This is a genomic window from Flavobacterium xizangense (assembly GCF_054075145.1).
In genome coordinates, this window is sequence record NZ_JBSIPG010000016.1 from 1 (window position 1) to 23,715 (window position 23,715).

General features: G+C 34.2%; 36 protein-coding genes. 1 reads left to right on the forward strand and 35 read right to left on the reverse strand.

Annotated elements, in window-relative coordinates; translation table 11 throughout:
• Window positions 1-124: 124 nt before the first annotated feature.
• The 35 genes from ACWA1B_RS21455 to rpsL all read right to left on the reverse strand — a co-directional run bounded on the left by ACWA1B_RS21455 (window position 125) and on the right by rpsL (window position 21,756).
• Window positions 125-1,402 carry a citrate synthase gene (locus ACWA1B_RS21455; protein ID WP_035650438.1) on the reverse strand — a complete coding sequence of 426 codons (1,278 nt, stop codon included), beginning with the start codon at window positions 1,400-1,402 and terminating at the stop codon, window positions 125-127.
• 156 nt (window positions 1,403-1,558) lie between these two features.
• Complete coding sequence (gene eno, locus ACWA1B_RS21460) at window positions 1,559-2,851, reverse strand: phosphopyruvate hydratase (RefSeq protein ID WP_456910526.1); 1,293 nt, start codon at window positions 2,849-2,851, stop codon at window positions 1,559-1,561.
• A 101-nt stretch (window positions 2,852-2,952) separates the two neighbouring features.
• Window positions 2,953-4,071, reverse strand: a complete 1,119-nt coding sequence (gene carA / locus ACWA1B_RS21465) for a glutamine-hydrolyzing carbamoyl-phosphate synthase small subunit (RefSeq protein WP_456910528.1) — start codon at window positions 4,069-4,071, stop codon at window positions 2,953-2,955.
• 248 nt (window positions 4,072-4,319) lie between these two features.
• A complete protein-coding gene (gene rplQ, locus ACWA1B_RS21470) occupies window positions 4,320-4,811 on the reverse strand; it encodes a 50S ribosomal protein L17 (RefSeq protein WP_026727865.1) in 492 nt (163 codons plus the stop codon).
• A gap of 62 nt (window positions 4,812-4,873) precedes the next feature.
• The gene (locus ACWA1B_RS21475; protein ID WP_026109818.1) at window positions 4,874-5,866 is read right to left on the reverse strand and encodes a DNA-directed RNA polymerase subunit alpha; all 993 of its coding nucleotides are present in this window, start codon (window positions 5,864-5,866) and stop codon (window positions 4,874-4,876) included.
• 21 nt (window positions 5,867-5,887) lie between these two features.
• On the reverse strand, window positions 5,888-6,493 hold the full coding sequence (gene rpsD / locus ACWA1B_RS21480; protein WP_035619621.1) for a 30S ribosomal protein S4: 606 nt from the start codon (window positions 6,491-6,493) through the stop codon (window positions 5,888-5,890).
• 91 nt (window positions 6,494-6,584) lie between these two features.
• Window positions 6,585-6,968, reverse strand: coding sequence for a 30S ribosomal protein S11 (rpsK, locus tag ACWA1B_RS21485; RefSeq protein ID WP_007803677.1), 384 nt, complete (start codon window positions 6,966-6,968; stop codon window positions 6,585-6,587).
• Window positions 6,969-6,976: 8 nt separating this feature from the next.
• Window positions 6,977-7,351 (reverse strand): 30S ribosomal protein S13, encoded by a 375-nt coding sequence (rpsM, locus tag ACWA1B_RS21490; RefSeq protein ID WP_012022478.1) that lies wholly within the window; start codon window positions 7,349-7,351, stop codon window positions 6,977-6,979.
• Between the two features lie 2 nt (window positions 7,352-7,353).
• Window positions 7,354-7,470 carry a type B 50S ribosomal protein L36 gene (gene ykgO / locus ACWA1B_RS21495; protein WP_002987490.1) on the reverse strand — a complete coding sequence of 39 codons (117 nt, stop codon included), beginning with the start codon at window positions 7,468-7,470 and terminating at the stop codon, window positions 7,354-7,356.
• Between the two features lie 12 nt (window positions 7,471-7,482).
• Entirely contained in the window at window positions 7,483-7,698 is a 216-nt protein-coding gene (gene infA / locus ACWA1B_RS21500) for a translation initiation factor IF-1 (RefSeq protein ID WP_007136545.1), read from the reverse strand.
• Window positions 7,699-7,705: 7 nt separating this feature from the next.
• Window positions 7,706-9,052 (reverse strand): preprotein translocase subunit SecY, encoded by a 1,347-nt coding sequence (gene secY, locus ACWA1B_RS21505; protein WP_035650446.1) that lies wholly within the window; start codon window positions 9,050-9,052, stop codon window positions 7,706-7,708.
• A 12-nt stretch (window positions 9,053-9,064) separates the two neighbouring features.
• A complete protein-coding gene (rplO, locus tag ACWA1B_RS21510; RefSeq protein WP_142452007.1) occupies window positions 9,065-9,517 on the reverse strand; it encodes a 50S ribosomal protein L15 in 453 nt (150 codons plus the stop codon).
• A gap of 11 nt (window positions 9,518-9,528) precedes the next feature.
• Window positions 9,529-9,711: a 50S ribosomal protein L30 gene (gene rpmD / locus ACWA1B_RS21515; RefSeq protein ID WP_017495010.1), complete on the reverse strand. Its 183-nt coding sequence runs from the start codon at window positions 9,709-9,711 to the stop codon at window positions 9,529-9,531.
• Between the two features lie 12 nt (window positions 9,712-9,723).
• A complete protein-coding gene (gene rpsE, locus ACWA1B_RS21520; protein ID WP_085950926.1) occupies window positions 9,724-10,248 on the reverse strand; it encodes a 30S ribosomal protein S5 in 525 nt (174 codons plus the stop codon).
• A gap of 3 nt (window positions 10,249-10,251) precedes the next feature.
• Window positions 10,252-10,602: a 50S ribosomal protein L18 gene (gene rplR / locus ACWA1B_RS21525; protein WP_035650451.1), complete on the reverse strand. Its 351-nt coding sequence runs from the start codon at window positions 10,600-10,602 to the stop codon at window positions 10,252-10,254.
• 11 nt (window positions 10,603-10,613) lie between these two features.
• Entirely contained in the window at window positions 10,614-11,156 is a 543-nt protein-coding gene (gene rplF, locus ACWA1B_RS21530; RefSeq protein WP_035650454.1) for a 50S ribosomal protein L6, read from the reverse strand.
• 18 nt (window positions 11,157-11,174) lie between these two features.
• Window positions 11,175-11,573 carry a 30S ribosomal protein S8 gene (gene rpsH, locus ACWA1B_RS21535; protein WP_008464306.1) on the reverse strand — a complete coding sequence of 133 codons (399 nt, stop codon included), beginning with the start codon at window positions 11,571-11,573 and terminating at the stop codon, window positions 11,175-11,177.
• A gap of 105 nt (window positions 11,574-11,678) precedes the next feature.
• Window positions 11,679-11,948, reverse strand: coding sequence for a 30S ribosomal protein S14 (rpsN, locus tag ACWA1B_RS21540; RefSeq protein WP_031456037.1), 270 nt, complete (start codon window positions 11,946-11,948; stop codon window positions 11,679-11,681).
• Between the two features lie 3 nt (window positions 11,949-11,951).
• A complete protein-coding gene (gene rplE, locus ACWA1B_RS21545; protein ID WP_012022484.1) occupies window positions 11,952-12,503 on the reverse strand; it encodes a 50S ribosomal protein L5 in 552 nt (183 codons plus the stop codon).
• A 2-nt stretch (window positions 12,504-12,505) separates the two neighbouring features.
• A complete protein-coding gene (gene rplX / locus ACWA1B_RS21550; RefSeq protein ID WP_026727873.1) occupies window positions 12,506-12,820 on the reverse strand; it encodes a 50S ribosomal protein L24 in 315 nt (104 codons plus the stop codon).
• A gap of 11 nt (window positions 12,821-12,831) precedes the next feature.
• Window positions 12,832-13,200: a 50S ribosomal protein L14 gene (gene rplN, locus ACWA1B_RS21555; protein WP_007803649.1), complete on the reverse strand. Its 369-nt coding sequence runs from the start codon at window positions 13,198-13,200 to the stop codon at window positions 12,832-12,834.
• Between the two features lie 2 nt (window positions 13,201-13,202).
• Window positions 13,203-13,463, reverse strand: coding sequence for a 30S ribosomal protein S17 (gene rpsQ, locus ACWA1B_RS21560; protein WP_007803646.1), 261 nt, complete (start codon window positions 13,461-13,463; stop codon window positions 13,203-13,205).
• A 17-nt stretch (window positions 13,464-13,480) separates the two neighbouring features.
• The gene (rpmC, locus tag ACWA1B_RS21565; protein ID WP_008464297.1) at window positions 13,481-13,672 is read right to left on the reverse strand and encodes a 50S ribosomal protein L29; all 192 of its coding nucleotides are present in this window, start codon (window positions 13,670-13,672) and stop codon (window positions 13,481-13,483) included.
• 12 nt (window positions 13,673-13,684) lie between these two features.
• Window positions 13,685-14,110 carry a 50S ribosomal protein L16 gene (gene rplP / locus ACWA1B_RS21570; protein ID WP_017495016.1) on the reverse strand — a complete coding sequence of 142 codons (426 nt, stop codon included), beginning with the start codon at window positions 14,108-14,110 and terminating at the stop codon, window positions 13,685-13,687.
• A gap of 19 nt (window positions 14,111-14,129) precedes the next feature.
• Window positions 14,130-14,891: a 30S ribosomal protein S3 gene (rpsC, locus tag ACWA1B_RS21575; RefSeq protein ID WP_007803635.1), complete on the reverse strand. Its 762-nt coding sequence runs from the start codon at window positions 14,889-14,891 to the stop codon at window positions 14,130-14,132.
• A 5-nt stretch (window positions 14,892-14,896) separates the two neighbouring features.
• Window positions 14,897-15,310, reverse strand: coding sequence for a 50S ribosomal protein L22 (gene rplV / locus ACWA1B_RS21580; RefSeq protein ID WP_007803631.1), 414 nt, complete (start codon window positions 15,308-15,310; stop codon window positions 14,897-14,899).
• A gap of 6 nt (window positions 15,311-15,316) precedes the next feature.
• Complete coding sequence (gene rpsS / locus ACWA1B_RS21585; RefSeq protein ID WP_008464288.1) at window positions 15,317-15,595, reverse strand: 30S ribosomal protein S19; 279 nt, start codon at window positions 15,593-15,595, stop codon at window positions 15,317-15,319.
• A 6-nt stretch (window positions 15,596-15,601) separates the two neighbouring features.
• On the reverse strand, window positions 15,602-16,426 hold the full coding sequence (rplB, locus tag ACWA1B_RS21590; RefSeq protein WP_035650459.1) for a 50S ribosomal protein L2: 825 nt from the start codon (window positions 16,424-16,426) through the stop codon (window positions 15,602-15,604).
• 9 nt (window positions 16,427-16,435) lie between these two features.
• Window positions 16,436-16,726, reverse strand: a complete 291-nt coding sequence (rplW, locus tag ACWA1B_RS21595) for a 50S ribosomal protein L23 (RefSeq protein WP_012022489.1) — start codon at window positions 16,724-16,726, stop codon at window positions 16,436-16,438.
• Between the two features lie 7 nt (window positions 16,727-16,733).
• Window positions 16,734-17,363 (reverse strand): 50S ribosomal protein L4, encoded by a 630-nt coding sequence (rplD, locus tag ACWA1B_RS21600; protein WP_035650461.1) that lies wholly within the window; start codon window positions 17,361-17,363, stop codon window positions 16,734-16,736.
• Window positions 17,363-17,980 (reverse strand): 50S ribosomal protein L3, encoded by a 618-nt coding sequence (rplC, locus tag ACWA1B_RS21605; RefSeq protein WP_035650463.1) that lies wholly within the window; start codon window positions 17,978-17,980, stop codon window positions 17,363-17,365. The genes rplD and rplC overlap by 1 nt, the downstream gene beginning before the upstream one ends.
• Before the next feature lie 407 nt (window positions 17,981-18,387).
• Entirely contained in the window at window positions 18,388-18,693 is a 306-nt protein-coding gene (gene rpsJ, locus ACWA1B_RS21610) for a 30S ribosomal protein S10 (RefSeq protein WP_007803605.1), read from the reverse strand.
• Between the two features lie 11 nt (window positions 18,694-18,704).
• Window positions 18,705-20,861 (reverse strand): elongation factor G, encoded by a 2,157-nt coding sequence (gene fusA / locus ACWA1B_RS21615; RefSeq protein ID WP_456910537.1) that lies wholly within the window; start codon window positions 20,859-20,861, stop codon window positions 18,705-18,707.
• Window positions 20,862-20,871: 10 nt separating this feature from the next.
• Window positions 20,872-21,348, reverse strand: a complete 477-nt coding sequence (gene rpsG, locus ACWA1B_RS21620) for a 30S ribosomal protein S7 (RefSeq protein WP_017495022.1) — start codon at window positions 21,346-21,348, stop codon at window positions 20,872-20,874.
• Between the two features lie 24 nt (window positions 21,349-21,372).
• Complete coding sequence (gene rpsL, locus ACWA1B_RS21625; RefSeq protein ID WP_007136570.1) at window positions 21,373-21,756, reverse strand: 30S ribosomal protein S12; 384 nt, start codon at window positions 21,754-21,756, stop codon at window positions 21,373-21,375.
• Window positions 21,757-21,973: 217 nt separating this feature from the next.
• Here rpsL and ACWA1B_RS21630 point away from each other — a divergent pair, with 217 nt between their 5' ends.
• Window positions 21,974-23,641 carry a BamA/TamA family outer membrane protein gene (locus tag ACWA1B_RS21630; RefSeq protein ID WP_456910539.1) on the forward strand — a complete coding sequence of 556 codons (1,668 nt, stop codon included), beginning with the start codon at window positions 21,974-21,976 and terminating at the stop codon, window positions 23,639-23,641.
• Window positions 23,642-23,715 lie beyond the last annotated feature (74 nt).

A 23,715-nucleotide genomic window follows, 5' to 3' on the forward strand; every position in this document is an offset into this window, starting at 1 on the left:
CTGAACCCAAAACCACGGCACGCAGTCTTGACGTTTCGTTCTTTACATTTAATTGCAACATAACTTTATTATATTTTGAGCAAAGATAAAAAAAGCTTCACATGTAAGTGAAGCTTTCTATTTTTTATTTGTTAGGCTTAAATTCTCTTAACGGATGCCCTGTGTAAATTTGCCTTGGTCTTCCAATTGGCTCTTTGTTTTCACGCATTTCTTTCCATTGTGCGATCCATCCCGGCAATCTTCCGATAGCAAACATTACTGTAAACATATCTGTTGGAATTCCTAACGCTCTGTAAATAATTCCTGAGTAAAAATCAACATTTGGATATAAGTTTCTTGATTTGAAGTACTCATCTTCAAGAGCTGCTGTTTCTAATTTTCTAGCAATATCTAAAATTGGATCTTCAACACCTAAAGTTTCTAAAACTTCTTTAGCTGCTTTTTTGATAATTTTTGCTCTTGGATCAAAGTTTTTATAAACTCTGTGTCCGAATCCCATTAAACGGAAAGGATCATTTTTATCTTTAGCTTTAGCCAAGAATTTATCAGTATCTCCACCGTCTTTGTTGATTTCTTCCAACATTTCAAGTACAGCCTGATTTGCTCCTCCATGAAGAGGTCCCCAAAGAGCAGAAACTCCAGATGAGATTGAAGCAAATAAACCAGCATGAGATGAACCTACCATTCTTACTGTTGAAGTTGAACAATTTTGTTCGTGATCTGCGTGAAGAATAAATAATTTATCCAATGCATCAACAACAACAGGATTTGCTTTGTAAGGTCCTGTAGGCAATTGAAACATCAATTGCATAAAGTTCTCAACATAACCTTTTGTATTGTCATAATAGTTCAATGGATATCCCATTGATTTTCTGTATGTCCAAGTTGCAATAACTAAAAATTTAGCCATTGTTTTGCAAATTGCCTCATACATTTCTTTTTCGTTATCCACATTTACTGCTTTTGGGTTGAAAGCAGTTAAAGCGCTTGTCAAAGCTGACAAAACACCCATTGGATGTGCTGTTTTTGGGAAACCATCAATGATATTTTTCATTTCTTCGTTAACTAACGAATGTTTTTTAATACCATTTTCAAAGTTTTCTAATTCTGCAGCTGTTGGCAGTTCTCCAAAAATTAAAAGATAAGATACCTCTAAAAAACTAGCCTTTTCAGCTAAATCTTCAATTGAATATCCTCTGTAACGTAAGATTCCTAATTCTCCGTCTAAGAAAGTAATTTCACTTGTACAAGATCCAGAGTTTTTATAACCTGGGTCGATTGTAATAATACCAGTTAAATCACGTAATTTGTTAATATCGATAGCTGATTCATTTTCGCTCCCTGTGATAACCGGAAGTTCAATTTTTTTACCATCTACTTCTAATGTAGCTATTTTTGACATAATATAATCGGAAATAATTCTATAAAATAATAATTTATCAAATCTAAGGAATTTAAGACTAACTAAAAAAAGAATCCTGCTATGAATTTGTTAAAACTCCAAAAAAAAACCATTCGTTAAAACGAATGGTTTGAAATCAATATATAACTCTTACAATTATTTAATTTTGAAAGCGTTCAAGCCCGGGAAATAAGCAGTACTTCCAAGTTCTTCTTCAATTCTTAATAACTGATTGTATTTAGCCATACGGTCAGAACGTGAAGCAGAACCAGTCTTGATTTGTCCACAGTTTAAAGCAACAGCTAAATCTGCAATTGTATTATCTTCAGTTTCTCCAGAACGGTGAGACATTACAGATGTATAACCAGCATTTTTAGCCATGTTTACAGCTGCAATAGTTTCAGTTAAAGTACCAATTTGATTTACTTTTACTAAAATTGAATTAGCAATTCCTTTTTCAATTCCTGTAGACAAACGCTCAACATTAGTAACAAATAAATCGTCTCCAACTAATTGAACTTTGTTTCCAATTTTTTCCGTTAAGTATTTCCATCCATCCCAGTCATCTTCATACATACCGTCTTCGATAGATATAATTGGATATTTAGCAGCAAGTTCAGCTAAATAATCAGCTTGTTCTTCAGAAGTTCTGATTTTTCCAGTTTCACCTTCAAATTTAGTATAATCGTATTTACCGTTTACGTAAAACTCAGAAGCAGCACAATCAAGAGCAATCATGATCTCGTCACCGAAAGAATATCCAGCTTTTTCAACCGCTAGTTTGATAGTATCTAAAGCATCTTCAGTACCACCAGCCAAGTTTGGAGCAAAACCTCCCTCATCACCAACAGCAGTACTTAAACCTCTATCGTGTAATACTTTTTTCAGGTTGTGAAAAATTTCAGTTCCCATTTGCATAGCATGTGTAAAAGAAGTTGCTTTTACAGGGAAAATCATAAACTCTTGAAATGCAATAGGAGCATCAGAGTGAGAACCACCATTAATGATATTCATCATTGGAACTGGCAATGTATTAGCAGAAACTCCACCAACATATCTGTATAATGGCAATCCTAATTCATTTGCAGCGGCTTTAGCAGCAGCTAAAGAAACTCCTAAAATAGCATTAGCTCCTAATTTAGATTTATTTGGAGTACCGTCTAAATCAATCATTAGTTGATCGATAGTATTTTGTTCAAAAACAGAAGTTCCAACTAATTCTTCAGCAATAACAGTATTTACATTATTCACTGCATTCAAAACTCCTTTACCTAGATAAGCTTTACCTCCATCACGTAATTCAACAGCTTCGTGCTCTCCAGTTGATGCTCCAGATGGAACAGCAGCTCTACCTAAAACCCCATTTTCAGTTACTACATCAACTTCAATAGTTGGGTTTCCTCTAGAATCAAGAATTTGTCTTCCGTGAACTTTAATTATAATACTCATTATTTTTGTTTTTTTATTAATAAATTATATTTTTTTTCGAAATTATAAAAATATTTAATAGAAAAAATGCATTCTCATTATTAAACACCTTTATTTATTAACTATATCGTTTTAGCAGAAGCTTCTTTAATGTTCTTTACGAATTGATCAAACAAATAAGACGAATCGTGTGGCCCAGGACTAGCTTCTGGGTGATACTGTACAGAAAAACAGTTTTTGTTTTTCATACGCATACCCGCTACAGTACCATCATTTAAATGCAAGTGTGTAATTTCTAAATCCGGATGATTATCCAACTGTTCTTTATTAACAGCAAAACCATGATTTTGAGAAGTGATTTCACCTTTACCCGTAATTAAATTTTTCACAGGATGGTTAATTCCACGGTGTCCATTAAACATTTTATAAGTTTTAACTCCATTTGCCAAAGCAATAACTTGGTGACCTAGACAAATTCCGAATAATGGCTTATCATCAGCCAATATCTCCTTTGCAACTTCGATAGCTCCAAATAAAGGATCTGGATCTCCAGGTCCGTTTGACAAGAAATATCCATCAGGATTAAATTCAGACATATCTTTATATGTCGAATTATACGGATACACTTTAATATAACAATCTCTCTTTGCAAGATTTCTTAAAATATTCTTCTTAATTCCAAGATCTAGTGCTGAAACTTTGTAAGTCGCATTTTCATCACCAACAAAATATGGTTCAGTTGTAGACACTTTAGACGCAAGCTCTAGACCTTCCATATTTGGAACATCTGCTAATTCCTTTTTCAAGTCTTCAATTGAAGTACCATCTGTACAAATTACAGCATTCATTGCTCCATTGTCACGAATATAACTTACAAGAGCTCTTGTATCAACATCAGAAATACAAATTAGGTTTTGCTTAGTAAAGTAATCTTCTAAACTTCCAGAAGCACCTTCTCTTGAATAATTAAAGCTAAAGTTTTTACAAACCAAACCTGCAATTTTAATGCTGTCTGATTCTACTTCTAAATCATTAACACCATAATTACCAATATGCGGATTAGTCGCAACCATAATTTGACCAAAATAAGAAGGATCTGTAAAAATCTCCTGATATCCGGTCATTCCAGTATTAAAACAAACCTCACCAAAAGTTTTACCGCTAATACCGATAGACTTTCCGTGAAAAATAGTTCCATCACTTAATAATAAAATGGCGCTTTGTCGTGTTGTGTATTTCATTCTTTAATTTGTATTGTTTTTTTTAATTGTGCATGAAACTTGAAAAGCTTCATTTGTAATTAGATATTTTGCAAATTTACTTCTTTAAAAGAGCGCTTCCAAGATTTTTTAAAACTTTCATTCGTAAAAATAAAACCTAACATTTTAAATAAGTTACATTTTTATAGGTTTCAAAAAAAAAACAAAAAAAAAAGGATAAACTAACAATTAGTTTATCCTTGATTTTTATAGAATCATTACTTTCATAATTATTCAGAAGCTTCTGTAGTCGTTTCTGATTCAGCAGCTGGAGCTTCAGGAGCAGTTCCTTCAGCTTTTTTTGCTTTACCACCACGACGGCTTTTAGCTTTTTTAACTTCTTTTTTACCTCCATTGTAAAGCTCATTGAAATCAACAAGTTCGATCATCGCCATATCAGCGTTATCTCCCAAACGATTTCCAACTTTAATGATACGAGTGTATCCACCTGGACGGTCACCAACTTTAGCAGCTACATCTCTGAACAAGTCAGTTACAGCATATTTGCTACGTAAGTAAGCAAAAACAATACGACGGTTGTGAGTCGTATCTTCTTTTGATTTTGTAATTAAAGGCTCAACAAATTGTTTAAGCGCTTTAGCTTTAGCAACAGTAGTATTAATACGTTTGTGCTCGATAAGAGAACAAGCCATATTAGCCAACATAGCTTTTCTATGTCCAGTCTGTCTACTTAAGTGGTTGAATTTTTTTCCGTGTCTCATGACGTGTTTTTTTTATCTTCATCTTGCTACAATCCACTATGGAGAGCAAAATATGAAGTAAATTATTCTTTATCTAATTTGTATTTAGCTAAATCCATCCCGAAAGTCAAATTTTTAACTGCAACAAGTTCATCAAGTTCTGTTAAAGATTTTTTACCGAAATTACGGAATTTCATTAGGTCATTTTTATTGAACGATACTAAATCACCAAGTGTATCAACTTCAGCCGCTTTCAAGCAATTTAATGCTCTTACAGATAAATCCATATCAACAAGCTTAGTTTTAAGCAATTGTCTCATATGCAATGACTCTTCATCATACGATTCTGTTTGTGCAATTTCGTCAGCCTCAAGTGTAATTCTTTCATCAGAAAACAACATGAAATGGTGAATTAAAACTTTAGCAGCTTCAGTAAGAGCATCTTTAGGATTAATAGATCCATCAGTTTTGATTTCAAAAACTAATTTTTCGTAATCTGTTTTTTGCTCTACACGGAAATTTTCGATTGCATATTTTACATTTTTTACCGGAGTAAAAATAGAATCTGTAAAAATTGTTCCAATTGCAGCATTCTGTTTTTTGTTCTCTTCAGCAGGAACGTATCCTCTACCTTTTTCGATCGTTAAATCGAAGTTCAATTTGATTTTAGAATCTAAATTACAGATAACAAGGTCTGGATTCAAAACTTGGAAACCTGAAATAAATTTCTGAAAATCACCTGCTGTTAGCTGATCTTTACCAGAAACAGAAATAGTAACTGCTTCATTATCAATATCTTCAATTTGACGTTTGAAACGAACTTGTTTTAGATTAAGGATAATTTCGGTAACATCTTCAACAACACCTGAAATAGTAGAAAACTCATGATCTACACCTTCGATACGAACAGATGTAATTGCATAACCTTCTAACGCTGAAAGCAAAACTCTTCTAAGTGCATTACCAACTGTCAATCCGTAACCAGGTTCCAAAGGTCTAAATTCAAATTTACCTTCAAAATCGGTTGAATCGATCATGATAACTTTATCGGGCTTTTGAAAATTAAATATTGCCATAAATTTCGACTAAGTCAATTATTATTTGTTGTACAACTCTACGATTAATTGTTCTTTAATGTTTTCTGGAATCTGAAGTCTTGCAGGTACAGAAACGAAAGTTCCTTCTTTAAGATCATTGTTCCAAGTAATCCATTCATAAACATGACTTGAATTTGATAAAGAACGTTCGATAGCTTCTAAAGATTTAGATTTTTCACGAACTGCAACTTTATCACCAGGTTTAAGGTGGTAAGAAGGAATATTTACAACTTCACCATTTACAGTAACGTGTCTGTGAGATACGATTTGACGTGCACCTCTTCTAGAAGGAGCGATACCCATTCTAAAAACAACGTTATCTAATCTTGCTTCGCATAATTGTAATAAAACTTCACCAGTAACTCCTTTAGTAGCTGATGCTTTTTCGAATAAATTTCTGAATTGTTTTTCTAAAATTCCGTAAGAATATTTAGCTTTTTGCTTTTCCATTAACTGAACAGCGTACTCAGATTTTTTTCCTCTTTTTTTAGCCATCCCGTGTTGTCCAGGTGGGTAATTTCTTTTTTCGAAAGATTTATCATCTCCGAAAATTGCTTCGCCAAATTTACGGGCGATTCTTGTGCTAGGACCAGTATATCTTGCCATTTTAAATTGTTTAAGATAGAGATTATGAATTCAGGTCTTATCCTTCGATAATCTATGTTCTATCTAGGTTATACTATAATATTTTTGAGTATTAAACTCTACGTCTTTTCGGAGGACGACATCCGTTGTGAGGCATTGGAGTAACATCGATAATCTCAGTAACTTCAATTCCACCGTTATGAATAGAACGGATAGCAGACTCACGTCCGTTTCCTGGTCCTTTTACATAAACTTTTACTTTTTTAAGTCCTGCTTCAAGAGCTACTTTACTACAATCTTCTGCTGCCATTTGAGCTGCGTACGGAGTGTTCTTTTTAGAACCTCTGAAACCCATTTTACCAGCTGAAGACCAAGAAATAACTTCACCTTTCTTATTAGTCAAAGAAATGATAATATTGTTGAAAGTCGCAGAAATATGAGCTTCACCCGTTGATTCAACGATAACTTTACGTTTTTTTGCAGTTGCTTTAGCCATATTACTTATTATTTAGTTGCTTTTTTCTTATTAGCAACAGTTTTTCTTTTACCTTTTCTTGTTCTAGAGTTGTTTTTAGTTCTTTGTCCTCTTAATGGAAGACCAGATCTATGACGGATACCTCTGTAACAACCAATATCCATTAAACGTTTGATGTTCAAAGAAACCTCAGAACGCAATTCTCCTTCAATTTTGTAAAATGAAACTGCATCACGAATTGCTCCGATCTCGTCATCATTCCAATCTTGAACTTTTTTATCTTGGCTAACTTGAGCTTTTTCTAAAATCTCAATAGCTCTACTTTTTCCTAATCCGAAGATGTAGGTAAGTGCGATAACACCTCTTTTGTTTTTTGGGATATCTACCCCTGCTATTCTTGCCATAATTATCCTTGTCTTTGTTTAAATCTAGGATTCTTTTTGTTTATTACGTACAGTCTCCCTTTTCTACGCACGATAATGCACTCGGCACTTCTCTTTTTTACTGATGCTCTAACTTTCATAGTAATTATCCTTTAATATCGATAAGTAATTCTTGCTTTTGACAAATCATAAGGACTCATTTCCAGTTTCACTTTATCACCAGGTAATAATTTGATGTAATGCATACGCATTTTACCAGAAATATGAGCAATTACAATATGTCCATTTTCTAACTCTACACGGAACATAGCATTTGATAATGCTTCAATGATTGATCCGTCTTGTTCTATTGCTGATTGTTTTGCCATAAATATATTAAGCTACTGCTTTTCTATTTTTACCAGTCTTCATTAAACCATCATAATGTTTGTTTAACAAATATGAATTGATTTGCTGAATAGTATCTATTGCAACTCCAACCATAATTATTAATGAGGTACCTCCAAAAAACATTGCCCAAGCATCTGTTACACCAATAACACTAACTACAATAGCTGGGAACACAGCAATCAAAGCAAGGAATAAAGAACCTGGAAAAGTTATTAAAGACATCACTTTATCAAGGAAGTCTGAAGTTTCAGCACCAGGACGAACCCCAGGAATAAAACCACCACTTCTTTTCAAGTCATCAGCCATTTTGTTAGTCGGCACAGTGATTGCAGTATAAAAGAATGTAAACACAATAATTAAAGTTGCGAATAATAAATTATACCAAAAACCAAACATGTCTTTAAATACTACAAGAATGGATTGTGATGTTTCTGACTGAGATAACCCAGCTACAGCTGCAGGTATAAACATAATTGCCTGAGCAAAAATAATTGGCATAACCCCAGCAGCATTCAGCTTCAAAGGAATCCATTGTCTATTACCACCTGCTAAATCTTGCTCATAATCACCAGTAGTCGTACGACGAGCGTACTGAACAGGAATTCTACGTACTGCCATTGTAAGCAATACACAAGAAATAATCACTAATAACCACAAAATAATTTCAATAACTAACAACATTGGTCCTCCATTGTTATTGGTAACTCTCGTAGTAAACTCTTGAATAAAAGCTTGCGGTAAACGAGCCAAGATACCAACCATAATTAATAATGAAATTCCATTTCCAATACCTTTATCAGTAATTTTTTCACCAAGCCACATAGCAAAAATTGTACCAGTAACTAAAATGATTACAGAAGAGAATAAAAACTCAGGTGAGTTAAAGCCTAGTAGAAAAGCACTACCAGGCAATGTTCTGTATAAATTGTAGATATAGGTTGGACCTTGAACCAATGTAATAGCAATAGTTAACCAACGTGTAATTTGATTAATCTTTTTTCTACCACTCTCTCCATCATTTTGAAGTTTTTGCAAATAAGGAATAGCAATTCCCATTAACTGAACAACAATAGATGCAGAAATATAAGGCATAATACCTAAAGCAAAAACTGAAGCTTTAGAGAAAGCACCTCCTGTAAACATGTCTAGGACAGAACCTAAACCTTGTTTAGTTTGCCCTGCTAAACCTGTTAATTGAGTTGCATCAACTCCAGGAAGGGTAACGTGTGCTCCAAAACGATATACTAAAAGTAATCCTAAAGTAATCAGGATTCTATTCTTTAGTTCTTCGATTTTCCAAACATTGCTAATTGATTCAATAAATTTCTTCATACAATAGAAAAATTATATTGTTACAGCCTCTCCACCAGCAGCTTCAATAGCGGCTTTTGCAGTAGCAGTAAATTTGTGAGCAGTTACTTTTAATTTTGCTTTCAACTCTCCTCTACCTAAAATCTTAACGATTTCATTTTTGGTAGCTAGACGATTTGCAACAAATTCTGTCATAGAAACAGAATCAGTAATTAAACCATTGTCTACTAATAATTGAAGCGTATCTAAATTAACACCTTCGTATTCTTTACGGTTGATGTTTGTGAAACCAAACTTAGGTACACGTCTTTGAAGTGGCATTTGTCCACCCTCAAAACCAATCTTTTTAGAATAACCAGAACGAGATTTTGCTCCTTTGTGACCTCTTGCAGCAGTGCCACCTTTTCCAGAACCTTCTCCTCTACCTAATCTTTTATTTTGATTGTGCGTTGATCCTTCAGCTGGTTGTAAGTTACTTAAATTCATAACAGTATTTGTTATTTAGCTTCTTCAACAGAAACTAAGTGTTTAACTTTGTTTATCATACCAAGGATAGCAGGATTTGAATCATGCTCTACAACTTGTCCCATTTTACGTAGACCTAAAGCTTCCAAACCTCTTTTTTGAGAAAGAGGACAGTTGATTTTGCTTCTTACTTGTTTTACTAATAATTTAGCCATAATTTCCTTGAATTAACCTTTAAAAACTTTTTCTAAAGAAACACCTCTTTGTTTTGCAACAGTATGAGCGCTTCTCATTTGTAATAAAGCATCAAAAGTTGCTTTCACTACGTTATGAGGATTTGATGATCCTTGAGATTTAGATAATACGTCGTGAATACCTACTGATTCAAGAACTGAACGAACAGCTCCACCAGCAATAACTCCTGTACCATGAGACGCAGGAATTAAGAATACACGTGCACCACCAAATTTACCTTTTTGTTCGTGAGGAACTGATTGACCATTCAAAGGAATTTTTACTAAATTTTTCTTTGCATCTTCCACTGCTTTCGCAATTGCTTCAGAAACGTCTTTAGATTTTCCTAATCCATGACCAACTACTCCATTTTCATCACCTACAACTACAATAGCAGAAAAACCGAAAGCTCTACCTCCTTTTGTAACTTTAGTAACACGATTCACACTAACTAGACGATCTTTAAGTTCAAGACCACTAGGTTTTACCAATTCTACATTTTTGTATTTAGACATAATATATTAGAATTTAAGTCCAGCGGCTCTTGCGCCTTCTGCTAATGATTTAATACGACCGTGATATAAATATCCACCTCTATCAAAAGTGATGGTATCAATCCCAGCTTTTAACGCTTTTTCTGCAACTAGTTTTCCAACAGCAGCAGCTACTTCAACGTTAGTACCTTTTCCTATTTCTTTTTCTCTAGAAGATGCAGCTAATATAGTAACTCCATTTACATCATCAATAATTTGAGCGTAAATTTCTTTATTACTTCTAAAAACAGAAAGTCTTGGTCTTGCAGCAGAACCACTAACCGATTTTCTAATTCTGAATTTAATTCTCTGTCTTCTTTCAGATTTTGTTAATGACATAATCTTATTTTTTAAGCTGATTTACCTGCTTTTCTTCTTAATACTTCACCCACAAATTTAACACCTTTTCCTTTATATGGCTCTGGCTTACGGAAACCTCTGATTTTCGCAGCAACTTGACCTAAAAGTTGTTTATCAAATGATGTTAATTTTACGATAGGGTTCTTACCTTTTTCAGATATTGTTTCTAAAGCTACTTCTGGAGCAATTTCTAAAACAATATTGTGAGAATATCCAAGAGCTAAATCTAATTTTTGACCTTGGTTTGAAGCTCTATAACCAACTCCAACTAATTCTAGTTCTTTTGTGAAACCTTCAGATACACCAACAACCATATTACTGATCAAAGATCTGAATAATCCGTGTTTTGCTCTATGGTCTTTATGATCAGACGATCTTTCTACTAAAACTTGATCGCCTTCAACAGTTACATTTACGTCCGAAAACTCCTGAACTAGTTGACCTTTTTTTCCTTTTACTGTAATAATACCGTCTTTAACTTCAACAGTTACACCAGCAGGGATTACAATTGGGCTTTTACCTATTCTTGACATCTTATCTAGTGTTTAAAATTAGTATACGTAACAAATTACTTCACCACCTACATTTAATTGCTTAGCTTGTTTTCCAGTCATCAAACCTTTTGATGTAGAAACAATAGCAATTCCTAATCCGTTAAGGATTCTAGGTAATTTGGCAGCACCTGCGTACTTACGTAAACCAGGTTTACTAATTCTTTGGATATCTTTTATTACAGGCTCTTTAGTATCTTTATCATACTTCAAAGCAATTTTGATAGAACCTTGTACAGTGTTCTGCTCAAATTTGTAACTTAAGATATAACCTTGATCAAATAAGATCTTAGTTATTTCTTTTTTAAGATTAGAAGCTGGAATTTCAACAACTTTGTGGTTTGCAGCCACAGCGTTACGAACTCTAGTCAAATAATCTGCAATAGGATCTGTATACATATGTATTTGATTGCGATTATGGTTTTCGGGAGACACTCGTCCCCCGAACCTTTAATCAATTAAAAATTATTTTTTGGTTTGCAAAAGTAATAACTTATTGCGAGATTACCAAGACGCTTTTTTAACTCCTGGAATTAATCCATTATTAGCCATTTCACGGAAAGTTACACGTGAAATACCAAATTGACGAATATAACCTCTAGGTCTACCTGTTAATTTACAACGATTATGTAAACGAACTGGTGAAGCATTTTTAGGTAATTTTTGTAAGCCTTCATAATCTCCAGCTTCTAATAAAGCTTTTCTTTTTTCAGCATACTTAGCTACCGTTTTCTCTCTTTTCACCTCACGGGCTTTCATTGATTCTTTAGCCATGTCTTAATTCTTTTTAAAAGGTAATCCTAATTCAGCCAATAATGACTTTGCTTCCTTGTCTGTTTTTGCAGTAGTAACAAATGTAATATCCATTCCTGAAATTTTGTTTACTTTGTCAATATCAATTTCAGGGAAAATGATTTGCTCTAAAACTCCAAGATTGTAGTTACCTCTTCCGTCGAAACCAGTAGCTTTAATACCACCAAAATCTCTAACGCGCGGTAAAGCAGAAGTAATAAGTCTATCTAAAAACTCATACATTCTTTCACCACGTAAAGTTACTTTTGCTCCAATAGGCATCCCTTTTCTTAATTTGAAAGACGCAACGTCTTTCTTAGAAATTGTAGATACTGCTTTTTGTCCAGTGATCTTTGTCAACTCATCAACCGCATAGTCAATAAGTTTCTTATCAGATACAGCTGCACCAACTCCACGGCTCAAAACGATTTTTTCAAGTTTAGGAACTTGCATTACGTTTGTATATCCGAACTCTTCTTTAAGAGCAGAGATTACTCTACTCTTATATTCTTCTTTTAGTCTAGGTGTATATGCCATTACTATAGTACTTGATTAGATTTTTTTGAAAATCTTACTTTCTTATCTCCTTCTACTCTAATACCTACTCTAGTTGTTTCCTTAGTTTTAGGATCAATTAAAGCAATGTTAGAAATTTGAATAGAAGCCTCTTTCTTAACGATACCACCTTGAGGGTTTTTAGCACTTGGTTTTGTATGTTTCGAAACCATGTTTACACCTTCAACTATCGCTTTATTTTTCTCACGGTAAACACGTAGAACTTTACCTTCAGCACCTTTATGGTCTCCAGCAATAACCCTTACGATATCTCCTGATTTTATTTTTAGCTTTATCATCTTAAAACGAATTAAAGCACTTCTGGTGCTAATGATACAATTTTCATGAATTGTTTTTCACGAAGTTCTCTTGCTACCGGACCAAAAACACGAGTTCCTCTCATTTCTCCTGCAGCGTTCAAAAGAACACATGCATTGTCATCGAAACGGATATAAGAACCATCAGCTCTTCTCACTTCTTTTTTGGTACGTACAACAACTGCAGTTGAAACAGCTCCTTTTTTAACGTTTCCGTTTGGAGTTGCATCTTTAATAGATACTACAATCTTGTCACCAACAGAGGCATACCTTCTTTTGGTACCTCCTAAAACACGGATAGTTAAAACTTCCTTAGCTCCCGTGTTATCTGCTACTTTTAGTCTTGATTCCTGTTGTACCATAATTATTTAGCTCTTTCTAAGATTTCAACTAATCTCCAACATTTTGTTTTACTTAAAGGACGCGTTTCGCTAATTCTTACAGTATCTCCAATGTTACAGTCGTTTGTTTCGTCGTGTGCAACATATTTCTTTGTTTTCAACACGAACTTACCGTATAATGGGTGTTTTACTTTTCTTACTTCAGCAATAACAATAGACTTATCCATTTTATTTGAAGTAACAACACCTATTCTTTCTTTTCTTAAATTTCTTTTTTCTTCCATCTTTCAGCAGAATACAATTATTGTAACTCTCTTTTAGTTAACTCTGTAGCCAATCTTGCAACTGTTCTTCTAACGCTTCTAATTTGAAGTGGGTTAGCAATTGGAGAAATAGCATGAGCCATTTTTAGGTCAGCATATACTTTCTTAGTTTGACTAAGCTTTTCTTGCAACTCCGCTGCAGAAAGATCTTTTATTTCTGATTGTTTCATAATAAATATAAATTATGCTTCGAAATCTCTAGCAACGACGAATTTAGTTTTTACTGGAAGTTTCTGAGCTGCAAGACGTAAAGCCTCTTTTGCAACTGACAATGGAACTCCTCCAACTTCAAACATAATTCTTCCTGGTTTAACAACAGCAGCCCAATACTCAACTGCTCCTTTACCTTTACCCATACGTACTTCAAGAGGCTTCTTAGTGATAGGTTTGTCTGGAAATATTTTAATCCATAATTGTCCCTCTCTCTTCATGTAACGAGTTGCAGCGATACGCGCAGCTTCGATTTGACGAGAAGTTAAGAACATTCCATCTTCATGTACAGATTTAATACCAAACATTCCATTAGAAAGTTCATGCCCTCTTTGAGAGTTACCTTTCATCTTACCTTTTTGTACCTTACGGTATTTTGTTCTTTTAGGCTGTAACATTTTTCTTTAGTTTAAAAATTTACTTTCTTTTACGAGCGTCTGGTTTACCACCTTTGTTAAAAGGTTTTCTATCTCCTCTAGGAGAATCTCCACCTTTACCACCACCAGTTCCAGATTGTTTTTTATCCATTCCTGCAAGTGGAGAAAGATCTCTCTTTCCGTAAACCTCACCTTTCATGATCCACACTTTGATACCCATTCTACCGTAAGTAGTGTGAGCTTCAGCCAAAGCATAATCAATATCAGCTCTGAAAGTTGATAGAGGAATTCTACCTTCTTTGAAACCTTCTGAACGCGCCATCTCAGCACCATTCAAACGACCAGAAATCAAAACTTTGATACCTTCAGCGTTCATACGCATAGAAGCAGCAATAGCCATTTTGATTGCACGTCTGTAAGAAATACGGCTTTCGATTTGACGAGCGATGCTTGTCGCCACAAGGTAAGCATCTAACTCAGGTCTTTTAATTTCAAAGATGTTGATCTGAACCTCTTTGTCAGTAACTTTCTTAAGTTCTTCTTTTAACTTGTCTACCTCTTGTCCACCTTTTCCGATAATGATACCAGGTCTAGCAGTAGTGATAGTAACGGTTACAAGTTTCAAAGTTCTCTCGATGATTACTTTTGATACACTAGCTTTTGATAAACGAGCATGGATATACTTTCTGATTTTGTGATCTTCGGCAAGTTTATCACCGTAATCATTTCCACCATACCAGTTTGAGTCCCACCCTCTGATGATACCAAGTCTATTTCCAATTGGATTTGTCTTTTGTCCCATGCTGCTTAAGAATTGCTTTGTGTGTTATTGATAGCTCCAAGCACGATTGTAACGTGATTAGAACGCTTTCTGATTCTGTGTGCACGACCTTGTGGAGCTGGACGAAGTCTTTTCAACATCATTCCACCATCTACTCTGATCTCTTTAACAAATAATCCAGCTTCTTCTAAATTACCTTCACTATTTTTTTGCTCCCAGTTGTTGATTGCAGATAATAATAGTTTTTCTAATTTTCTTGAAGCTTCTTTAGAACTGAATCTTAAAATGTTAAGTGCTCTTTCTACCTTCTGACCTCTTACCAAGTCCGCTACTAAGCGCATTTTTCTAGGTGAAGTAGGGCAGTTATTCAATTTTGCGAAAGCAATAGACTTATTAGCCTCTTTTCTCGCATCTGCTGTTTCTCTTTTACGAACTCCCATTGCTTCTTATTTTTTACCTTTATTTTTTGCTCCAGCATGACCTCTAAAAGATCTAGTTGGTGAAAACTCTCCTAATTTGTGACCTACCATGTTTTCTGTTACGTAAACTGGTACAAATTGACGACCGTTATGAACTGCGATAGTTTGTCCAACGAAATCTGGAGTAATCATTGAAGCTCTAGACCAAGTCTTAACAACTGCATTTTTACCACTTTCTACGTTTTCCTGAACTTTCTTGTCTAATTTATAATGAACGAAAGGTCCTTTTTTTAATGAACGTGCCATATCTTATTATTTCTTTCTACGTTCTACGATATACTTGTTACTCGGGTTTTTCTTAGAACGAGTTCTGTAACCTTTAGCTGGCAATCCGTTTCTTGAACGTGGGTGCCCTCCAGAAGAACGTCCTTCACCACCTCCCATAGGGTGATCAACTGGGTTCATCGCTACTGGTCTAGTTCTAGGTCTTCTTCCTAACCATCTTGTTCTACCTGCTTTTCCAGATACAACTAATTGGTGATCAGAATTAGAAACAGCTCCAATTGTAGCCGAACAAGTTAACAAGATCAATCTTGTTTCACCAGATGGCATTTTAATTGTTGCATATTTCCCGTCTCTTGCCATTAACTGAGCAAAAGTTCCAGCTGAACGAGCAATAACTGCCCCTTGTCCTGGACGTAACTCAATACAAGATATAACAGTTCCAAGAGGAATTCTGCTTAAAGGTAATGTATTACCAATTTCAGGTTGAGATTCTGGACCAGAAACTAATTTCTGACCAACTTTCAATCCGTTTTGAGCAATTACATAAGTTTTCTCTCCATCAGCGTAAGCTAATAAAGCGATAAATGCAGTACGATTTGGATCGTACTCGATTGATTTCACTGTAGCCGGAATTCCGTCTTTAGTTCTTTTGAAATCAATAATACGATATCTCTGCTTGTGACCACCACCCGTATAACGCATGGTCATCTTTCCTTGACTATTTCTACCTCCAGAGTTTTTTATCGGCGCTATCAAAGAGCGTTCCGGCTTATCAGTTGTAATGGCGTCATAACCATTCACAACTCTAAATCGCTGACCTGGGGTAATAGGTTTTAATTTTCTTACTGACATTTTTCTATCTTAGATATTGTTGTAAAAATCAATTGTTTCTCCTTCTTGTACTTGAACAATCGCTTTTTTAATTGCATTTGTCTTTCCACTGATTAAACCACTTTTAGTGTATTTAGTAGATCTGTCTGGTCTCACATTCATAGTGTTAACAGAAACGATAGTTACTCCATAAGCAGCTTCAACAGCTTTCTTAATCTGAACTTTGTTCGCTTTTTTGTCAACAACGAATCCAAAACGGTTTAGAACTTCACTTTCTTTGGTTACTTTTTCCGTTACTATAGGTCTGATAATGATGCTCATATTCCTATTATTTACTTAAATTTTCTTCAATTAACTCTAAAGAACCTTCCAAAAGCACTAAATTATTAGCGTTTAATATTGCGTAAGTGCTTAATTCTGAGCTAGTTACGACGTTTGAAGCCTTTAAATTACGTGACGACAAATATACATTTTTATTTGACTCACCCAATACAAATAGAGATTTTTTATTTTCTAACCCTAAAGCTTTCAAAACGTTAATGAAATTTTTAGTGTTTGGCGCTTCAAAATTAAAGTCTTCTAGAACAACAATATTTGCCTCTTTTGCTTTAATTGAGAAAGCTGATTTTCTAGCCAATCTTTTCAAGTTTTTATTCAATTTGAATGAATAACTTCTTGGTCTTGGCCCGAAAACTGTTCCACCACCTTTAAACAAAGGATTTTTAACACTTCCTGCACGAGCAGTACCAGTTCCCTTTTGTTTTTTAATCTTACGCGTACTTCCAGTTACTTCAGCTCTTTCTTTAGCTTTATGAGTACCTTGTCTTTGATTAGCAAGATATTGCTTAACATCAAGATATACTGCGTGATTGTTTGGTTCAATTGCGAATACTGAATCAGAAAGTTGAACTTTTCTTCCAGTATCTTTTCCGTTGAAATCTAATACTTTTACTTCCATTACTTCTGAATGATTACATAAGAGTTTTTGTGCCCAGGAATACACCCTTTAACAACAAGCAGGTTCTTTTCAGCAACTACTTTTAAAACTCTAAGGTTTTGAACTTTCACATTTTCTCCTCCCATTCTTCCAGCCATACGCATTCCTTTGAATACTCTAGATGGATAAGAAGAAGCTCCTACAGAACCTGGCGCTCTTAAACGGTTGTGCTGACCATGAGTAGCTTGTCCAACACCACCAAAACCGTGACGTTTAACAACACCTTGGAAACCTTTACCTTTAGACACACCTTGTACATCTACAAATTCTCCTTCTTCAAAAATAGAAACATCAATAAGATCTCCTAATTTTTGTTCAGTTGCGAAATCTTGGAATTCAACGACTTTTTTCTTAGCAACAGTTCCAGCTTTTTTAAAGTGACCTAAAGCCGCTTTAGTAGAATGTTTCTCGTTTTTGTCATCGAAACCAAGTTGCAACGCTTCGTACCCGTCAACACCTTTGGTTCTGACTTGGGTAACAACACATGGACCAGCTTCGATTACTGTACAAGGAATGTTTTTCCCGTTTTCATCAAAAATACTAGTCATGCCGATTTTCTTACCAATTAACCCAGACATAAATATTAATTATTAATTACTAAAATTCCCTTCAATTTGAAAATAACAGAAATTTCCAAACAGGGAGTGCAAAAGTAGACATTAAAATTGAATATACCAAACGGTTACAAAAATTAAATCGCTCATTATCAAAATCCAAGGTCTAAAATGACATCAAAAACAACTTTGCTTATCTCAAAATTTCAACCTTTTTTTTTAATCTTAAGACAATTCAGACTTAACAATTACTTAATAAAATTGAAACAAAAAACTTTGGCACCACCTTAAAACAAAGGCGTTTACACAAAACCAAAAGACTACTAAAATCGTAAAACACTCAAAAAATAAGCAAATCAAAATCATCTTTCAAAAACAAAAAAAAGCGAGACATTTCTGTCTCGCTTTTTATATAAAAAAATATAAAAAAATTATACTTTTATCTCTACTTCTACTCCACTTGGCAATTCAAGCTTCATTAAAGCATCAATAGTTTTAGATGAAGATGAATAAATATCAATCAATCTCTTGTATGACATTACTTCAAATTGCTCTCTCGCTTTTTTGTTAACGTGCGGAGAACGTAATACAGTGAAAAGTTTTTTGTGAGTTGGCAACGGAATAGGACCTGTTACAACTGCTCCAGTAGTTTTTACTGTTTTTACGATCTTTTCAGCAGATTTATCCACCAACATGTGATCGTAAGACTTTAGTTTTATTCTGATTTTTTGACTCATTTTCTTAAGAATTAAGCGTTACCTTTTGCTTTTTTAATTACCGCTTCTGAAATATTAGAAGGCGTTTCTGCATAGTGAGAAAACTCCATTGTTGAAGTAGCTCTACCTGAAGACAATGTTCTTAATGTAGTAACATAACCAAACATTTCAGATAAAGGCACATCAGCCTTGATAGTTTTAGCCCCATTTCTATCACCCATATCATTAACCTGACCTCTACGACGGTTCAAGTCACCAACGATATCACCCATATTTTCTTCAGGAGTAATAACTTCGATTTTCATGATTGGCTCAAGAATAACAGCTCCAGCAGCACGTCCAGACTCTTTATAACCCATTCTAGCAGCTAACTCAAAAGAAAGCGCATCAGAATCCACTGGGTGGAAAGACCCATCCAACAAAGTTACTTTTAAACTATCAACAGCATATCCAGCCAAAGGTCCAGTTTTCATAGCTTCACGGAAACCTTTTTCAACAGCAGGAATATACTCTTTAGGAACGTTACCACCTTTTACCTCATTCACAAACTGTAATCCAACAGGAACTTTACCATCAACTTCATCAGCAGGTTCGATTCTAAATACGATATCACCGAATTTACCACGACCTCCAGATTGTTTCTTGTAAGTTTCTCTATGTTGAGCAGATTTTGTAAACGCTTCTTTGTATTCAACCTGAGGCTCACCTTGATTAACCTCCACTTTAAATTCACGTTTCATACGATCAACCAATATGTCTAAGTGAAGCTCACCCATACCCGAAATAATCGTTTGACCTGAAGCCTCGTCAGTTCTAACTGTAAATGTTGGATCTTCTTCAGCCAATTTAGCCAGAGCCATACCCATTTTATCTACATCAGCCTTAGTTTTAGGCTCAATAGCAATACCGATTACTGGATCAGGGAATTTCATAGATTCCAAAATAATTGGATTCTTTTCATCACATAAAGTATCTCCAGTCTTAATATCTTTAAATCCTACAGCAGCTCCAATATCTCCAGCCTCAATAAATTCGATTGGATTTTGTTTATTAGCGTGCATTTGGTAAATACGAGAAATTCTTTCTTTGTTACCAGAACGAGTATTTAAAACATAAGAACCAGCATCTAAACGTCCAGAATAAGCACGGAAGAAAGCTAAACGACCTACGAATGGGTCAGTAGCAATTTTAAATGCCAAAGCAGCGAATGGCTCTTTTACATCTGGCTTACGTAAGATTTTAGTTTGATCTTCTTCTAACAAATCAGCATCATCAGGATGAATACCTTCGATACCTTCTTTATCTAATGGAGATGGTAAATACTTACAAACAGCATCTAACATGAACTGAACTCCTTTATTTTTGAAAGAAGAACCAGCAAGCATCGGAATGATTGCCATATCAATAGTAGCAGCTCTTAATGCATTATTGATTTCCTCCTCTGTAATAGAGTTTTCATCTTCCATGTATTTATCCAAAAGATTTTCGTCATAAGTAGCAATCTCTTCGATAAGAATAGAACGATAATGCTTTACATCATCAATCATATCAGCTGGGATGTCAACAATATCAAAAGTAGCTCCTTGCGTTTCATCATGCCATACGATAGCTTGATTTTTAACCAAGTCAACAATACCTTTAAAATCAGCTTCATCACCAATAGGCAAAGTAATTGCAACCGCATTCGATTTCAACATATCTTTAACCTGTCCGCATACAGCTAAAAAGTTAGCACCTTGACGATCCATTTTGTTCACAAATCCCATACGAGGAACTCTATATTGATCAGCAAGTCTCCAGTTAGTTTCTGATTGTGGCTCAACACCATCAACGGCACTAAACAAGAAAACTAAACCATCAAGTACACGCAAAGAACGGTTTACCTCTACAGTAAAGTCTACGTGCCCAGGAGTATCAATAATATTAAAGTGATAAGGTAATGATTCTGGAAGAACTTTACCTTGCTCAGTTGGAAAATTCCAAGTACAAGTTGTAGCAGCAGAAGTAATTGTAATACCTCTTTCCTGCTCTTGCGCCATCCAGTCCATTGTTGCAGCACCATCGTGTACCTCACCAATTTTATGCGACTTTCCAGTGTAAAAAAGAATACGCTCAGTTGTTGTTGTTTTACCAGCATCAATGTGAGCAGCAATTCCGATATTTCTTGTATATTTTAAATCTCTAGCCATTTCTTACGAATTAAAATCTAAAGTGAGAGAATGCTTTGTTAGCTTCTGCCATTTTGTGAGTATCCATTCTTTTCTTAACCGCAGCACCTTCTTCTTTAGCAGCCGCTAAACATTCTGACGCTAAACGCTGTGCCATAGATTTTTCATTTCTTCTTCTTGAATAAAGTATTAACCACTTCATTGCCATAGAAATTTTTCTATCTGGACGAATCTGCATCGGGATTTGGAATGTAGCTCCACCAACTCTACGGCTACGTACTTCTACGTGAGGCATAACGTTTGTTAAAGCATCTTTCCAGATCTCTAATGAAGTTTTCTCATCATTTTGCTTTTTAGATTCGATGATATCAATTGCATCATAAAATACTTTAAAAGCTGTAGATTTCTTACCGTCCCACATTAAGTTATTTACAAAACGTGTTACCAATTGGTCGTTAAACCTCGGGTCTGGTAAAAGTGGTCTTTTCTTTGCCGCTCTTTTTCTCATGTCTTTTTCTTAAAAGTTTTTAAATTACTTTTTTGCTTCTTTTGGGCGTTTAGCACCGTACTTAGATCTTCTTTGCGTTCTTCCTGCAACTCCTGACGTGTCAAGCGCTCCACGAACGATATGATATCTAACACCTGGTAAATCTTTTACCCTTCCGCCTCTAACTAATACTATCGAGTGCTCTTGTAGATTGTGTCCTTCTCCAGGAATGTAAGCATTCACCTCATTACCATTTGTCAAACGCACACGCGCAACTTTACGCATTGCAGAGTTTGGTTTTTTTGGTGTAGTAGTGTAAACACGCGTACAAACCCCTCTTCTTTGAGGACAAGAATCTAAAGCAACCGATTTACTCTTCTTAGTTATCTGAGTTCTTCCTGTTCTTACTAATTGTTGAATTGTTGGCATAATTAATACTAAAAATTATTATGTTTATTAAATTCCCGCTTTTTACGGGGTTGCAAATGTATAAAATATTTTTCACTATACAAACGTTAATTCATTAATTTTCAAGAACATTATTTAACCTTATGTTTTTACAAACAAACAATAGATATTTGCAATACTATTAACAAATGAAAAAAAGCTTTTGAAACTCTTATTACAAATATCCCTTCTTTGCTTAATGAGCTTATCTAGCTATGCACAAAATTTTCATTTAACAATAAAGGGAACAAACAAAACTGAAAATCAAATCATTGATTCTTTAAACTACAGCAAAGAGCACTTAAATATAAAATCATTAACTGATGAGATAAAAAACATATCAGAAAAACTATCAAAAATTGGCTATACAGAAAACAAGATTCAAAACACAATTAAAATAAACGACAGCATTTATACTGCAGAAATTGACTTAAAAGAACAAACAAAATACATACATATATATATAGGTACAAATAATTCTTTTTTTTATTCGGAAGAACCAACAAATGACACCATAATTATTCCATACATTAAGGTAGAAAACTATTTAAATCAAAAAATCATTGATGCAGAAAAACAAGGTTTCGCACTAAGCAAAATCAAACTTGAAAATATCCGAAAAAAGAAATCCATAATTTATGCAGACTTAAATTTCAAATCAGAAAAAAAAAGAACTATAAATTCAATTATTCTCAATTACACAAATTCGAAAGCAAAAGATTTTTTCCCTAAAGGACACCTCAAACAACTTAACAAAAAATATCTAAACAAGACATTCAATCAAGAAACAACACAGCAACTTTACGAAGACATAAACAGTTATGAATTTATTTCGCAAACGAAATATCCCGAAATACTATTCACCACTGATTCAACAAAAATTTACACTTATATAGAAAAAAGAAAAGCAAATACTTTTGATGGTTATATTGGATTCTCAAACGACGATGAGAGTAAAATGAATATAAATGGATATATAGACATTACCTTATTAAACACGCTTCATGCTGGCGAACAATTTTCTTTGTACTGGAAAAGCGATGGAAACCAACAAAAAACTTTCAACGCAAAATTAGAAATTCCGTACATCTTCAAATCTCCATTAGGAATAAAAGCCCAATTGAACATATTCAAACAAGACAGTACTTTTCAAAACACAAAAAACGCAATTGATTTAGGATACTACATAAATTACAATTCCAAAATTTATGTAGGATATCAATCAACGGAATCGAGCGATATTCAAAATATTAACAATTTACAAATCAGCGATTTTAAAAACGCATTTTTAACGTCAAGTTTTGATTACAAACGAATTGACCACAAAAACAATCTAGTTCCGCGAAAAGCATTTGTTAACTGGATAATTGGTTACGGAAAAAGAAACACAAACAATGATCCTGAAACAGCTGGACCGAGTACGCAATTTTACACAAATTTAAATGCATCGTATAATTTTGAGATTAACTCCAAAAATTTCATTAACATAAATTCACAAAATTTTTATCTTCAGAGCAAAAATTATATCTCTAGCGAATTGTTTCGTTTTGGCGGTATGAATTCCATTAGAGGATTTTTAGAAAACAGTTTGCAATCAAACTTTAATTTTTTAATTCTTACAGAGTATCGATATAAATTCACACCAAATATTTATATACATACAATAGCAGATTATGGCATATATCAAGACTTAACATCCGCAATTGACCCAAACAAAACAAAAAAATTAATAGGATTAGGAATCGGCACAGTTTTACAGACACCAAACGGATTATTAAAAATAAATCTCACAAATGGTGGTCAAAATATTGAAGAGTTACAATTATATAACACTATCGTAAACATATGTTATAATGTTAAATTTTAGCAGTAACTGAAAAAAGTTTAATCTAATATTAGGATAGTTAACAAATTATTAAGAGTTTTGCGATACTAATTCAA